We start from the raw sequence: 14,550 nt of genomic DNA, 5'->3' as shown, positions 1-14,550 counted from the left end.
ATTCTACTAAGGGTTGCCCAAGCTTCAGACACCGCCCGTTCAAATCAGCACTCAAGGGTCCATTCGGTAAAGAGTTCACACCGGTTCACATCACCCACCGGCTTTCTGGGGAGAGTTCTCTTGGCTTACTTGTCCCTGTCATCGCTTTGATTATCATTCAGTGGATAAAACCATCGTTCAGAATACCATCTTAATCCGCAGGGAGCAGAATGTCAAAATGGGAATAGCTTTTTTTACCCACTTCACAGAAATCTGTTATGATGGAATTGCTTATCTTAATCACCAGCATTCATTCAGCATGCTGATGGGATAAGTGGCATGTACACAATGACACGCCTGCAACGGCAGATCGGAATGGCCGTTGGCAGACAGATTTCAAGTGGGAAAAGGAGCATCGATATGAAACAAGTGACCAAAGGCCAATGGAATGGTTACGACACGTATATCCTACATAGCCGTGAATTGGAGATTACCCTGCTGCCGCGTCTTGGAAATAATATTATCTCGATTCGCGATCTGGTGCAGGGCCGCGATGTCGTTCGCAGTCCGGAAGAAGATGAACTTGCCTTTTATTTGCAGAAGCCGTATCACTTCGGCGTTCCGCTTCTTGTTCCGCCAGGCCGCATTCATCGAGGACAATTCGAATATGAGGGAGTTCATTACCAATTCGATCAGAATACGGCCAATGACAACCATATTCACGGTCTCCACCGCAGCCAGTCCTGGTGTGTCAGCGACATCGAAGAAGATGAAGATGGCTGTGCAATTACAACGGAATTATTAACTGAAAATGAAGAGCATTGGATGGCTCAATTTCCAATTCCTTTGAAGCTTGAGATGACGTTCAGATTACAAAACGCGGTGTTAAGCCAGCGTCTGCGTGTGACCAATCTGAGCTCCACTCCTGCTCCTTTTGGAATGGGATATCATACATGGTTTCTGCTTGACGGCAAACCTGCCGAATGGACGCTTCAACTTCCTGTGTCGGGAATTTACGCTCAGAATGAAGAACAACTGCCTACAGGTGAGATTGACTCTCTCGGAGAATGGTCCTCTTTGAACGAAGGCATGAACATGCAAGGACGCAACTGGGATACCATTTTGAAAGCTGCCGAAGGTCAACCAGCTGTAGCTCATTTGCGCAGACAGGATGGATATTTGCTGAAATATTCAGCAGATGAAGCATATTTCAAACATTGGGTCCTCTTTACCAAGGGCGAATCCGGTCAATTTCTATGCATTGAACCCTACACATGGCTTCCTGATGCACCTAATTTGAATTTAACAGACGAGCAAACGGGACTAATCCGTCTGGAACCTGAACAGCCCGTTGAACTTTTTACACGTATTGAGATTGTTCCGCCAACCGAGTAGTAATCTTGTACTCTCAGACGCCTTCTATGGGACATAGCCCCTATTGTTTTCCTTTTATTTTACGTAGTCGATCCATACTGGGTCGGCTTTTTTCATGTTATATCTCTTCTCTTTTGTCCAAATTTTACCTTACGCCATATCATGCATATTTCCTCATTCTCTAACCATACTAACATCACCAAGCCATAAGGAGGTGACACACATGTACGGAGGTCAAAACCAAGGAAGCAGAAATTCTTCAAACAATCTGGTTGTTCCTCAAGCAACTGCAGCTTTGCAACAATTGAAAATTGAAGCTGCACAAGAGCTGGGTGTAACAATTCCCCAAGACGGTTACTACGGTAACTACACTTCCCGTGAGACAGGTTCTCTGGGTGGTTACATCACTAAACGTCTGGTCCAAATCGCTGAGCAGCAATTATCGGGTCGTTCGTAAGCTCGTAATTTGTGCTCGTATATGCAAGAGCAAAAAGCGGCCTTCTTCGGAAGTGCCGCTTTCCTGTGTGCTCATCGCAATTATGAAGACGACTCCATGCCTGAATCCATGTATGTATTGGTTCTTGGATAACGAATCATCATGTTCGCCATATTATAGTTGGACTCCATCGTGGCATCAACCAGAATCATGCCTTGTCTTACTGTAAAATCATATGCAATTTCTCCATGAGTCCAATTTCGCTTGAATTTCAAAGTCTCCAGTGCCATTGCGCGGAAAGAAGAGCGCTGGTTTTCATTTAATCCACCGTCCTCCACTTCCATTTGACCGTCACGTCCGGTTATCGGATTATGTCGAATCCCAAACTTCCCAATTACATTATTTCGTATTTGCACAAAAACTACACCTGAATCTAACCCTGATAATTCATGATCAAGCTCTTTGAACACCAGATCCAACTGTCGTGCTAATGAAAGCTGGTCAATTTTTACCATAACGCTCCTCCTTTATGCACTTCATCCTACAAAACAAGGACTTACGACTCATTATATGACAACATATGTGGTCATTCAACAAAGAAAAACAAACTTGGGTAATTATAACTATAATTTGCACAATTAATTGCCATTTTGCGTCCTTTTAGCGAGTTATTTCTCTCAATTGCGACAAATTATTTAGCGGGTGTCTAACTTTTAGAAACACAAAAAAAGGCCGCAACCCCGTGTGCATTTACACAGGATTGCAGCCACATTTCATATATAGGAATACTATTTTGCGGATTCTGTCATCTCAAGAAATTGATCAATATCGGCAATGACCAGGTTCGCAGCATTTTGCCAGAAATCCGGTTGTGTGAGATCTGTACCCAGATGTTTCTGAGCCAGTTCCTCAACCGTCATTCGGCCCGTATCCCGCAGCAAATCATCGTATTTATCGGCAAATGCCGTGCCTTCCTCCTGCGCTTTGGCGTAGATGCCTGCACTGAACATATATCCGAACGTATACGGGAAGTTGTAGAATGGTACACCTGTCAGATAGAAATGCAGCTTGGATGCCCAGAAATGCGGATGATCCGATGCAAGCGCACCACAGAACGCTTCTTGCTGTGCTTCCACCATCAGTTTGGACAACTCATCTGCATTCACCAAACCTTGTTTGCGTTGCTCATAAAATCGATTTTCGAACAGGAAACGGGCGTGAATATTCATGAAGAACGCAACGCTTCGTTGAATCTTGTCTTCAAGCAGAGCAAGCTTCTCCTGCTCATCCGTTGCTCCCTGAACCAATGCATCCGCTACAATCAGCTCGGCAAAGGTAGATGCCGTCTCCGCTACATTCATGGCATAGCGTTGATTCAAGGCCGGCAGTTCTTCCATAATGTGCTGATGATATCCGTGACCAAGTTCATGGGCAAGTGTCGACACATTCGACGGCGTCCCAGAGAAGGTCATGAAAATACGTGTTGCTTTGCTGAGTGGCAAGGACGTACAGAATCCCCCTGGACGCTTGCCAGGACGGTCCTCTGCTTCGATCCAACGTTTCTCAAAAGCCATCTCTGCAAACTTGGAAAGTTTGGGACTGAACTTGGCGAATTGATCAACAATATTGATGGCTGCCTCGTCATAGGTGACTTTTCCACCCGACTTGCCTACGGGTGCATCAACGTCACTCCAGCTGAGTTTCTCTACACCAAGCAGTTTCGCCTTGCGCTCCAAATATCGAACCAACGCAGGTTTGGCACCGTTAATTACGTCCCACATCGTATCAAGCGTCTGACGCGACATCCGGTTGATCGCCAAAGGTTCCTTAAGAATGTCATCCCAGCCGCGCTTCTCATACAATTTGAGACGGAAACCGGCAAGATGGTTTAATGTATCTGCGCAGAAGTCTTCGACATCCGTCCAAGCCTGTTCCCAATTAGCGAATACAGTCTCGCGGACATTCCGGTCACTGTCGCTCAGCTTATTGGCAGCCTGACCTGCGGACAACATCACCGTTTCACCATTTTGTTCAAATGGAATGTTAACCTTGCTTACAATGGTGTTATAGAATTTGCCCCACCCATGGTAACCATCTACGCCGAGATCCAGCGCAAGACCTTCAAGCTCAGGTGACAGTTTCTCACGAGCCTGTGTGCGGCTCTCGTTCAGTACAAAGGCAAGCGGCTGAATATCTTCCCGAGCAATCCATGCTTCCCATACAGAGTCTGTCGTCTGGCTAAGCGTATTATCGAATTGGGACTTGCTGCTGTTCAACATCGCGCCAAGAGAACTAATGGTGCCCTGAAGCTGAACTGCCTTTTTATCCTTTTGGTTTTGTGAAGAAAGACAGGACACAAATGCGGACCCTTCCGAAATTCGGATATAACAGCTCTGCAGCAGTTCCAGAATCGGATCAAACGCATTTGTTTCTGCCAGTGACTTGGGTGCAGGTGTTTCTTTCAAAAGGGCTTGCAGCTTGCGTACATCCTGCTCCAGCTCAATCAAATACGCAGCAAACGACTCGGAGGCAGAACCTCCACTAAAAATGGACTCCAGATCCCAGACGGGTTGTAATGGTGTTTTCATTTAAATAAGGCACCTCTCTCAGTAGAATGGATAATTAACCTTGAATTAGAACTGGTTTTATAAGCGCTATATCTCTATACTAGAGAAATAGTTTAAGCTATTTTAGGAGGTAATCGTATGAAACCTTTACAAGTCTCGGCTGACACAGCCGTCAAATTAGCAGAATCTCTGGGTGTTCCCCTCGAACATCTGATGCATATGCCGCAGCATATCCTGATGCAGAAAATCGCCGAATTGGCCAAAGAAGAAGCGGCTAAACCTGCCTCTACGGAAGGCGAGCAAGAATGATTCCCTTTGAGAACAGCTGGCCTTACGATATTGTAATGGGGGACATTTATGTACAGCAATGTCCGTACTGCCATGCAAACAATGTACTGCTGCCGCTCAAACCGAAGGAGCTTGTACGCATTCGCGAAGGCAAAAAGAAATTGCTGGTCTTTCCTTGTTGTAATGCCAGCATGACTGTGATCGACAACGATAGTGATTACCTGCTATCCAGTCGTCCTGTCCGCAATTAAAGAACAACTCTCACTTATCAAATGGGGCTGCGTTTCGCAGCCTCTTTGTCTGCTTCAATCATCTCAGCCGGCAACTCCAACTTACTCGAGATCATCTGTTCCCGCAGCAATGCCCATTGCTCCCGCGAAGCACGAATCATGGCAGCATCGCTAATGCGCTTGTCATGAATGACCCTGCCGAACCATTTTACAGCCTCATGGAATCGACCTACCCTGCGGTTCAACTCTCCCAGCAGATACAACAGCTTGGCTTCATTCCCGCCAGTACCTTCCCGTTCAAAAACCTTTACGTAAGCCTCAAGGCTAAATTCAAGAAAACGGTTTTCCTGAATATGATCCTCCATGTAACGATACAGCCAGGCAATATGATGCAGCAGACCTGCAACGACACGATCTTTCTCCTGAATAACCTGCGCGCACAGCAGTCCAAGCTTGTATGAATCCATCGCCTGCTCCAGTGTCCGCGCTCCGCTATAGTCTCGTTTCACCCAACGATTGCCGATCTGCTCCTTGAAAGCCTTGCGCTGTTTATCGTTCAATTGTTCCGTTGAATTTTCCGTCGAAGCGAATCCACACGCCGGACAGATTCGTACAACATAGAAATCCGGATTCTCCAGCTTGTAATAAGCGCAAAAATCGGAATCCGTCCGGTATGGCCGTTTCAAGCTTGGTCTTACACGTGAGGTATCATACTCGATCTCGCAATAATGACACTTCACTTTTACCTTATACAGAGGCTCTAATTCCACTCATTCCATCCCTCTCCCAAAAGCTTATAATCGGAACTAAGGTGTATTCACAAAATGATGTGCTGGCCCCGACAATCGCTGCAGGACGAAAGAATGCAATGGCTCTTCCACACCGACCTGTGTCAACGCCTGATCCATACATGCAAGCCAGGCTTCTGCCCGTTCAACCGTCACTTCAAAATGCATATGGCGGGCACGCATCATCGGATGACCAAAAGCCTCGGAAAACAATGCAGGACCACCGAAGAACTGAGACAAAAACATGTATTGCTTGTCAATTACCGGCTGAATATCCTTCGGAAAAAGAGGAGCCAGCTTCTCATTCTGCTGAACAATCGGATAAAAAGCTTCAACCAGTGCGCGAACGCCTGCCTCTCCACCAAGATTGTCGTAGATGCTCAAACTAGGATTCATTCCGCTTTCCCCTCCTTTCAGATGTCGAATTTTGAAATATATTACACTCCCATGCTTAATTATGAAAGGAGAATGAAGAACAGGCCACGAGCGCCTTGTCTTCATTCTATCAAAAAAAAACCAAAAGTCCTATATAACATGAAAGGGTTATGGTCCCACATAGCCATGACTCACACAGGTCTATCTCAGACTGAAGGCACAAAAAAAGCGCCAAACAAGAGGTTTGGCGCACCAAATATTTCATCAGTAACTTCGCCAGTCCTCTTCTTCAGAGCGCACAAGCGAGGCACGTATAACATAAACAAAAGCACAAACCAGGATTCCGGTGACAAGACTCATAATCATCACTCCATCCGATTTAATTCCACCTTCTAGGTAATTAGGTGACGTTCAGGCGTTTTTATCATTTTAGCATACATCTCTTAAAAACACAGCCACTTTTGCAAGCGCTTTCTAAACATTAATTTGTACTGTTTGTCCGCTTTGTCTCATATATTGATGGCAAAAGCACCAGCGATCCGCTGCACACTCACCATTCCAAAAATAAAGGAGAAGAATTCATGGCCGCTTCACAACGAATCACCCAAGTCCTGATCCCACTAGCTCTCCTGATCCTGTGTGTGTTGATGGTGCTGTTTCCTGCGGAAACCTGGCATGCTGGTGTACGTGGACTATCCATTTGGTGGGACGTGCTTTTCCCCTCCCTTTTTCCCTTTCTTGTGCTTTCCGAGCTGCTTCTTGGCTTCGGCATTGTTCATTTTTTGGGTACACTCTTAAATCCATTGATGCGTCCGCTATTTCGCGTTCCCGGAAGCGGTGGCTTTGTGTTTGCCGTCAGTTGCGCTTCCGGTTATCCCACTGGGGCCAAATTGACTGCACAGTTGTGGGAGCAAAAATTGGTTACTCGGGAAGAAGGTGAACGCCTCGTTGCTTTCACCACATCATCCGATCCCATCTTTATGATTGGAGCCGTATCGGTCGGTTTTTTTCATAATGTAGCTATTGCTCCCATACTGGTCACATCACATTATGGTGCCGCATTTCTTGTGGGCCTGCTCATGCGGTTCCATGGCAGTGTCTCCGTAAAGGATAAAACGTCGATTATCAACTCTCCCTCCGCATCTGAAGAGGTACACAGAAGCAGACTAGTCCGAGCCATTTATGCCATGCACGAGGCAAGGAAAGCTGACGGACGGGCATTTGGTGAATTGTTGCACCAGGCTGTCTCCTCATCCCTTCGCCTTATTATTATCGTAGGAGGGTTAGTTGTATTCTTCTCCGTTATGATGGAGTTACTCGTACAAACCGGATGGTTAGGCGCATTATATGCCATTACGGAACAAATGCTTCTATACATGGGATACCCCCCAGCCTTATCCCACAGCCTCGTAGGCGGGTTATTTGAAGTCACTTTGGGAGCCAAAGAAGCAGGAGGGGCTGGCATATCCATTCCGCTCGTCTACAAAGCCGCTGCTGCTGCCTTCGTCCTCTCCTGGGGGGGATTATCCGTTCATGCCCAGATTATGAGTGTCCTGAGCAACACACCGATGAGGTACGGCCCCTTTCTGTTTGCCAGAGCAATTCACGCTCTCATTGCACCCATACTTGTACTTTTGTTATGGCTGCCGATGATGGGTGGTTCAGAATGGCCTGTATTGTTCCAAACGGGTGCCAAGCCAGAATTATTTTCGTATACACCAGATTGGGGACAGATCCTTTTTTCGGGAATAGGTATATTTGGGGGCGTATTGCTTTTATTGCTGATGCTTTCTCTGATGAGTCCCTTTTTCTTACCTCGACGTATGAAAAAATAAGCCATCCTGTGACTTTATATTCAACTGAATATCAATCCAACGTTGTGTTCTTCCCTGGAATTGATTATCATCGGTAGTATAATGACCACAAAGGAGCTTTCATCTTGAGATACTATGTTCAAGACCGCGGAGACCAGTTATCGATTGATCTCAGTCAGCAGTTTCATGCGCTGGCCAAAGAGGAAGGGTTTAAGCTGGATGCAGAATCGCCGGAGATTGTCATCTCCATCGGAGGCGATGGTACGATGCTGCAAGCATTTCACAATTTCATCGACCGCATCCCGGATATTGCTTTTGTTGGGGTTCATACAGGCCATCTCGGCTTTTATGCCGATTGGAAGAAGGAAGAATTACGTGAATTGGTTCGATTGATGAGCGGCAAAGGCGACCCGGAACGACTCAAACCACGAATTGTGGAGTATCCACTGCTGGAGCTTGAGATTCGTAAAAAGTCGGGCAATACCTCCTATATCGCACTGAATGAATTTACGTTAAAAGGTGTAGACGGTACAGTCGTTGCTCAGGTTGACATTAATGACGTGACGTTTGAGATGTTCCGGGGAGACGGCATCTGTGTATCGACCCCTTCAGGCAGTACGGCATACAACAAGGCGCTTGGCGGCGCCATGGTGCATCCAACGATCGAGGCTATTCAGATCGCCGAGATTGCTTCAATCAATAACCGCGTCTATCGGACGCTGGGTTCACCGGTTATTTTGCCCAAGCACCATCACTGTGATATCTTCTCACGCAAGGATCAGCGGTTGTTGCTTACCATTGACCACGTAAACATTATGGTGGAAGATCTCATATCGGTACGCTGCCAAGTGGCCCGTCATAAGGTCAGTTTTGCCCGTTTCCGGCCTTATCCGTTTTGGAACAGGGTTCGCACAGCTTTTTTGGACTAAATACACGCAACAAAAAAGCGGTCCTTCTCAGGAACCGCTTTTTGCTTTGGCTTGAGGCTGATCTTTGCTCTTCTGAAGCACAAAGTATGCACAGCCAAAGTTGCAGTATTCATTGATATAGTCCACCATGCTGGAGATCGTGGAATCCTTCGTAGCTTTGGGATGGTTGTCCCGGTAAAAACCTTTCAAACGCAGCTGGCTGTAACCCCAGTCCCCAATAATGTAATCGTACCGTTCCAACACTTCGCTGTAACGGTCACGGAAAACTTCAGGATTCCAGCCTTCTTTATGGTTCTGCACGATTTCATAATTTTTTCCGCCGATTTGAACAATAACCGGTTCTTTGGGTTTGTCCTGTACTGGCTCCTGAACCGATTCTTGAATCTCTTCTGAACCTTTTTCTTCTTCCAATCCTGTATCCTCCATCATGCGTGAGATGCCGCCTGTTCAGCATTTTTCGCAGCAGATTTTACTTGTTCATGCGCATGGTAAGAGCTGCGGACCATAGGTCCGGATTCGACGTGGCTGAATCCACGCTTCAGTCCTTCCTGCTTCAATGATGCGAACTCTTCTGGCGGATAATACTTCTCTACAAACAGATGTTTCTCGGATGGCTGCAAGTATTGACCAATCGTCATAATGTCACAATCCACAGCGCGCAGATCATCCATCGTTTGCAAAATTTCATGATATTCCTCACCCACACCAAGCATGATGCTCGATTTCGTTGGAATATTTGGCTGCATTTCCTTGGCACGAGCAAGCAGTTCGAGTGAACGCTTGTATTTGGCCTTGGCACGGACTTTGTCCGATAATCGCTCTACAGTCTCGATGTTATGATTCAGGATGTCCGGTTTGGCATCCATTACAATCTGCAAGGAATCCCGGTCACCCAAAAAGTCCGGAATCAGCACTTCTACACTGCATAAAGGCAAACGACGACGAACGGCCTTCACTGTCTCCGCAAAGATCGTCGCTCCTCCATCCTTCAGGTCGTCACGCGCCACGCTCGTAATTACGCAGTGCTGCAGATTCATCTGTTCTGCCGCTTCTGCCACGCGTTCTGGTTCCTGTAAATCAAGTTCCGTTGGCAAGCCGGTATTTACCGCACAAAAACGGCATGCCCGTGTGCAAATGTCGCCCAAAATCATAAAAGTAGCCGTCCGATTGGCCCAACACTCGTAAATATTCGGGCACCGTGCTTCCTCACATACTGTATGCAGCGTTTTGGAACGCATCATCGTTTTCATTTCCTGATAGTTATCGCCGGTTGTCAATTTGATCCGAATCCAGTCCGGTTTCGGTTCTTTAACACGTTTAGCCAATGCATAAACCTTCTTTCTACTGAAGTTAGGCTGTTGCTCGGAACATATTATACCATGAAAGCGCTGGAAAAACCCCCATTTGTCACATCTCATTCATGGTGGATAAAATGAAGACTTTTGAAGAACGCTAGGTTATAGCTTGGTTCACCGGGCACCATGTGCATCATCTTATTGGAAAGGGGGCTGCTTCCCTGTGCAAGATCGCTTTACATCGCGGTTAACGTATTCCTTTTGGATCAAAACATTGCTTGCAGGCACACTGCTTCTCCCATTCTTGCCTGTTGATGTTTACGGTGAACCTACCGCCGCTGATTCCAAACCTCAGGCTGTAGAGCAAAAACCAGCGGACATTTTCGCTTCGCGCCGGCATCTATATGAAAGCATTGGTCAGATGACCCAAATTCCATGGTACAGGCTCGCAGCAATTGATCAATATGAACGAACCATCTCGCGTGCACATCCAAAAGATCGTAAACATCCGGATCGGCTGACCGGTATATTCATGACCCCTCCAGCCTGGAGAGGCTGGCTCAATCCGGATGAGACGGATCAACACCCGGGTTCCATTATCTTTTTCAACGGGTATGGTCGAGATGGTTCTGGTGATGGTGTTGCAGATGCCAATAATGACCTCGACGTACTTTACAGCATGGCTTCCATTATTCAGAAATATGGGACCAAGCAGGAGGACTTCAATATCGCTCTGTGGGAATATTATCATAACTCCCGGGCGGTGCAGCGTATTCAGCAATTTGCGAAATTATATGAGCATTTTGACAGCCTCGATCTCTTTGGTCACGCTTTTCCCGTCCCTCTCGGAACCAACTATTCGTACCGTAGTACCTGGGGGACCAAACGCAGCTGGGGTGGGTACCGTATTCACGAAGGCACGGATATTTTTGCACCGCATGGCCTGCCTGTACGCAGTACCTGTTACGGTGTCGTTGAAATCAAAGGCTGGAATCCGTTTGGTGGCTGGCGTATTGGCATTCGCGATCTGAACAACCATTACCACTATTACGCTCATCTATCCGGCTTTGACAAAAACGCCCATATCGGCGAAGTGGTTACCCCTGGTCAGGTTTTGGGCTGGGTGGGCAGTTCAGGGTATGGAAAACCAGGTACACAAGGCAAGTTTCCGCCTCACCTGCACTATGGCATTTATCGCGACAGCGGGCTGAATGAATGGTCGTTCGACCCATACCCTCATCTGAAGCATTGGGAACAGGAAGAACGCAAACAGAAAAAAGCCAAAGGCAACTGAAGGCAAAACAATTAAATTGGATGAGGGATAATAAGTATCTCTTTAGTATTGTGATGATTTTTAATGTAAAGCGGGACCTCTATTCATAGAGGCCCCGTTTTTTGTTCGATATTTGCTTTGGACTCATTAATGGTTCCCATCCACGTCAAGCTGCAATCCCTCATTTGGATCAGACAAATCCGGCTCAACCTCCAGTCCATTTCCGTTCAGACCGTTTGCTGGAGCCTGCTGCTGATTGGGAGAGGTTCCATTTGGCGTTCTTCCATGACCACTCGAAACACCCGCCTGACTCGATGGCAGTGCAATTGCAGGTGCATTGCTGCCGTTGCTACCCACCGGCTTGCCCTGATTATCATAGTAGTACATCGGCACATCCCCGACCACTAACAGGTAAGATATCGGAATTTCCGTATCGACGGTCTCAGGTTCCATGTCAAAGGGCACCACTACCGCCACTTCGGCAATGATGTGAATGTACACTTCAACCAGAATCATGTTTATACCGGCATTCTGCTGACGGGTGTTCAGATCCACCTTGACGGCTCCCTGAGGCTCAATACGAACCGGTATACTTGGACCAAAGGATGCCAGTACCGGACTGCCCAACGCCTGCCCCAGCGGAATTTTTTCTTTTAACATATGCACGTTCTGCAAAGTGGATTGCACGATGTTCATCGTACTCGCAGTGATCCGCATGTGCTCATCATAATTCAGCATAAATCCGGACACTTTCCCAGCCGTATCGGTTTTCCAGTCAATCAGCCCTTCGGTGGATTTACCTTCGGAAACCTGCGCTGTAATCGCCTTGTTGATCGCTTCCGTTGCAATCTGCTTCACTCTGATTTTGGCCAGATGCATGATGGGCGGTTTCATTTTCTTATCGACATAGGCAAAACCCTGCATCAAACAAAATGCTGTTACCAATAAAATAATCAACCACATTTTGCGCCTGCCACTTGGCGGCTTGCGGCGTCTTCGGCTTCGCCATCGTCTTCTCATCATCGGGCGTCCCTCCCCTGCGGGATGAGCTATAGGCTATATAACTATCCTTATGCACCGTTGTCCCGAAAAAGAAGGACAGCACCTGCTCGTACGTGGATATCATCACATCCAACAAAAAAAACCTTCCGCCAGCAGATGTTATCTGCACGACGAAAGGCTTTTAAATGGAACACAGGTCTGAGGAATCAGACTACTGTCCACATTATTTCGGAACGGACTCCCAATCTTTCAGGAAGCGCTCAATGCCGCTGTCTGTCAGCGGGTGTTTCCACAATGTTGGCAGGAGTGAACCTGGAATGGTTGCGATATGCGCACCGGAAAGCGCTGCATCTTCCACGTGTTTGATATTACGGATGCTTGCTGCAATAATTTCGGAAGGCAAATCATACGTATCGAGAATGAGACGTAGATCGCGAATCAGCTTCATGCCATCCACCGCAATATCATCCAGACGGCCAACAAATGGACTGATGTACGTTGCGCCAGCTTTCGCCGCCATCAGGCCCTGTGCTGCGGAGAAGATCAGCGTTACATTGGTTTTAATTCCTTTTTGCGTCAGTTCATGACAAGCATAGAGTCCATCTTCGGTCATCGGTAGTTTAATCACTACATTCGGTGCCCACTCTGCAATTTCATAAGCTTCCTTCAACATATCCTCGGCTTTCAGTCCGATCACTTCAGCACTGACCGGGCCTTTAACAACGCCACAGATCTCCTGAATCACTTCTTTAAATACGCGACCTTCTTTGGCAATCAAAGACGGGTTGGTCGTGACTCCATCCACCAGACCAAGACGTTCGATCCGTTTGATTTCTTCAACATTACCTGTATCTAAGAAAAATTTCATGATATGTTCCCTCCACTTGATGAATTTTGTAAACAACTATACTCATCATTACCCGATTATCCGTATATGTTAACAGTTATATATGATTTAATTTTTTTCTACAGCGTGACCGCCAAATTCATTACGCAATGCTGCGACAACTTTACCTGTGAACGTGTCTGTTTCCAGGGAGCGGTAACGCATCAACAGGGACAACGCGATAACCGGTGTAGCAGTTTGCAGGTCAAATGCTGTTTCAACCGTCCAACGTCCTTCACCGGAAGAATGCATAACCCCTTTGATTTCATCCAGGTTAGCATCTTTGGAGAATGCACGCTCTGTCAATTCCATCAACCAAGAACGGATAACGGAACCGTTGTTCCATACACGAGCAACTTGTTCGAAGTCGAAATCGAAGCCGCTTTTCTCCAATACGTCGAAGCCTTCACCGATGGAAGCCATCATACCATACTCGATACCATTGTGGACCATTTTCAGGAAGTGACCGCTACCTGCTTTACCTGCATACAGGTAACCATTTTCAACGGAAGTATCCTTGAACGCTGGCTCAACTACTGCCCAAGCTTCAGGATCGCCACCGATCATGTAACATGCGCCATTACGTGCGCCTTCCATACCGCCGGATGTACCAGCATCCATGTAGTGAATGCCTTTAGTTTTCATTTCCTCGTAACGACGGATGGATTCTTTGTAGTGCGAGTTACCCGCTTCGATGATGATGTCGCCTTTGGACAACAGTGGGCTTACTTCAGCCAATACAGCGTCAACCACGTTATGAGGAACCATGATCCACAATACACGTGGGGATTCAAGGGAAGCCACCATTTCCGCATAAGAAGATACGCCTGTTGCGCCGTATTCTTTCATTTCATTCACAGCTTCAGCGTTAAGGTCAAAAGCAACCACTTCATGTTTGTGGTCAATCAGGTTTCTACCCAGGTTCAATCCCATTTTACCTAATCCAATAAGTCCAAGTTTCATTGCTAGTTCCTCCTGTTATGAACAATGTTTAAATTTCATCTTTGTTGCAGAGCACCAGACTACATTCCCGTTTCGCTGCAACCGTTCCGGTTACGGATCGTTCTTTCGATCGCTGTTGTATCCAAATTTCTTTTCATCAACCTTTAAATTGATGAAATTTGGATACAAAGGCGAAGCATATGCTTCCGGAGTAGCTTTCTTCCAGAAAGCTTTTAGCTTCGCTTCTACAGAATCGATTCCGTCCCCTACACTACGTCGCTACTTAGGCAAATCAAGTGCGTCGGCCATCTATATTTAAAAATTTTCGCGGCCTTCCGGGTATTACCGGAAGGACTTATGCAAAATTGGAAC

Annotated in this window: 16 protein-coding genes and 1 other annotated feature (1 of these 17 running past the window's edge); of the genes, 7 read left to right on the top strand and 9 right to left on the bottom strand. The window is 46.7% G+C overall.

Annotated features, from left to right (window positions below; translation table 11 throughout):
• Positions 1-151, bottom strand: a binding site (T-box leader) (it extends 116 nt beyond the left edge of the window).
• Positions 152-399: 248 nt separating this feature from the next.
• Positions 400-1,374, top strand: coding sequence for an aldose 1-epimerase (locus HW560_RS10875; RefSeq protein WP_179265771.1), 975 nt, complete (start codon positions 400-402; stop codon positions 1,372-1,374).
• A gap of 202 nt (positions 1,375-1,576) precedes the next feature.
• The gene (locus HW560_RS10870; RefSeq protein ID WP_076290933.1) at positions 1,577-1,810 is read left to right on the top strand and encodes an alpha/beta-type small acid-soluble spore protein; all 234 of its coding nucleotides are present in this window, start codon (positions 1,577-1,579) and stop codon (positions 1,808-1,810) included.
• An 80-nt stretch (positions 1,811-1,890) separates the two neighbouring features.
• Here the strand turns inward: HW560_RS10870 and HW560_RS10865 are convergent, their stop codons facing one another.
• Positions 1,891-2,304 (bottom strand): O-methyltransferase, encoded by a 414-nt coding sequence (locus HW560_RS10865; protein ID WP_179263039.1) that lies wholly within the window; start codon positions 2,302-2,304, stop codon positions 1,891-1,893.
• A gap of 273 nt (positions 2,305-2,577) precedes the next feature.
• Positions 2,578-4,377, bottom strand: coding sequence for a M3 family oligoendopeptidase (locus HW560_RS10860; protein WP_179263037.1), 1,800 nt, complete (start codon positions 4,375-4,377; stop codon positions 2,578-2,580).
• Positions 4,378-4,494: 117 nt separating this feature from the next.
• Here HW560_RS10860 and HW560_RS10855 point away from each other — a divergent pair, with 117 nt between their 5' ends.
• Together HW560_RS10855 and HW560_RS10850 are read left to right on the top strand one after the other, a co-directional pair.
• A complete protein-coding gene (locus HW560_RS10855; protein ID WP_064506463.1) occupies positions 4,495-4,665 on the top strand; it encodes a YycC family protein in 171 nt (56 codons plus the stop codon).
• Positions 4,662-4,895 carry a hypothetical protein gene (locus HW560_RS10850; RefSeq protein WP_063566143.1) on the top strand — a complete coding sequence of 78 codons (234 nt, stop codon included), beginning with the start codon at positions 4,662-4,664 and terminating at the stop codon, positions 4,893-4,895. The genes HW560_RS10855 and HW560_RS10850 overlap by 4 nt, the downstream gene beginning before the upstream one ends.
• A 17-nt stretch (positions 4,896-4,912) precedes the next feature.
• Here the strand turns inward: HW560_RS10850 and HW560_RS10845 are convergent, their stop codons facing one another.
• On the bottom strand, positions 4,913-5,644 hold the full coding sequence (locus tag HW560_RS10845) for a DUF2225 domain-containing protein (protein ID WP_179263035.1): 732 nt from the start codon (positions 5,642-5,644) through the stop codon (positions 4,913-4,915).
• A gap of 36 nt (positions 5,645-5,680) precedes the next feature.
• Entirely contained in the window at positions 5,681-6,058 is a 378-nt protein-coding gene (locus tag HW560_RS10840; protein ID WP_179263033.1) for a globin domain-containing protein, read from the bottom strand.
• Positions 6,059-6,618: 560 nt separating this feature from the next.
• Between HW560_RS10840 and ylbJ the strand changes: the two genes are divergently transcribed.
• Both ylbJ and HW560_RS10830 read left to right on the top strand, forming a co-directional pair.
• Positions 6,619-7,872 (top strand): sporulation integral membrane protein YlbJ, encoded by a 1,254-nt coding sequence (ylbJ, locus tag HW560_RS10835; protein WP_179263031.1) that lies wholly within the window; start codon positions 6,619-6,621, stop codon positions 7,870-7,872.
• A gap of 104 nt (positions 7,873-7,976) precedes the next feature.
• Entirely contained in the window at positions 7,977-8,780 is an 804-nt protein-coding gene (locus tag HW560_RS10830) for an NAD kinase (RefSeq protein WP_090904546.1), read from the top strand.
• 27 nt (positions 8,781-8,807) lie between these two features.
• On the opposite strand, the gene HW560_RS10825 is transcribed toward HW560_RS10830, so the two are convergent.
• Complete coding sequence (locus HW560_RS10825; RefSeq protein ID WP_256222489.1) at positions 8,808-9,209, bottom strand: YutD family protein; 402 nt, start codon at positions 9,207-9,209, stop codon at positions 8,808-8,810.
• A complete protein-coding gene (lipA, locus tag HW560_RS10820) occupies positions 9,206-10,105 on the bottom strand; it encodes a lipoyl synthase (protein WP_110002376.1) in 900 nt (299 codons plus the stop codon). Before lipA ends, HW560_RS10825 begins: the two co-directional genes overlap by 4 nt.
• Before the next feature lie 193 nt (positions 10,106-10,298).
• Here lipA and HW560_RS10815 point away from each other — a divergent pair, with 193 nt between their 5' ends.
• Positions 10,299-11,369 carry a M23 family metallopeptidase gene (locus HW560_RS10815; RefSeq protein ID WP_179263029.1) on the top strand — a complete coding sequence of 357 codons (1,071 nt, stop codon included), beginning with the start codon at positions 10,299-10,301 and terminating at the stop codon, positions 11,367-11,369.
• A 126-nt stretch (positions 11,370-11,495) separates the two neighbouring features.
• Here HW560_RS10815 and yunB read toward each other — a convergent pair whose 3' ends face one another.
• The 3 genes from yunB to gnd all read right to left on the bottom strand — a co-directional run bounded on the left by yunB (position 11,496) and on the right by gnd (position 14,199).
• The gene (yunB, locus tag HW560_RS10810) at positions 11,496-12,371 is read right to left on the bottom strand and encodes a sporulation protein YunB (RefSeq protein ID WP_179263027.1); all 876 of its coding nucleotides are present in this window, start codon (positions 12,369-12,371) and stop codon (positions 11,496-11,498) included.
• A 202-nt stretch (positions 12,372-12,573) separates the two neighbouring features.
• Positions 12,574-13,218, bottom strand: a complete 645-nt coding sequence (gene fsa, locus HW560_RS10805; RefSeq protein WP_024632668.1) for a fructose-6-phosphate aldolase — start codon at positions 13,216-13,218, stop codon at positions 12,574-12,576.
• Positions 13,219-13,305: 87 nt separating this feature from the next.
• Positions 13,306-14,199 carry a phosphogluconate dehydrogenase (NAD(+)-dependent, decarboxylating) gene (gene gnd / locus HW560_RS10800; protein WP_179263025.1) on the bottom strand — a complete coding sequence of 298 codons (894 nt, stop codon included), beginning with the start codon at positions 14,197-14,199 and terminating at the stop codon, positions 13,306-13,308.
• Positions 14,200-14,550 lie beyond the last annotated feature (351 nt).

This window comes from Paenibacillus sp. E222 (assembly GCF_013401555.1).
Classification (GTDB): domain Bacteria; phylum Bacillota; class Bacilli; order Paenibacillales; family Paenibacillaceae; genus Paenibacillus.
The sequence above is the reverse complement of the archived record's forward strand: the minus strand, read 5'-3'. Positions and strand labels throughout refer to the sequence as shown.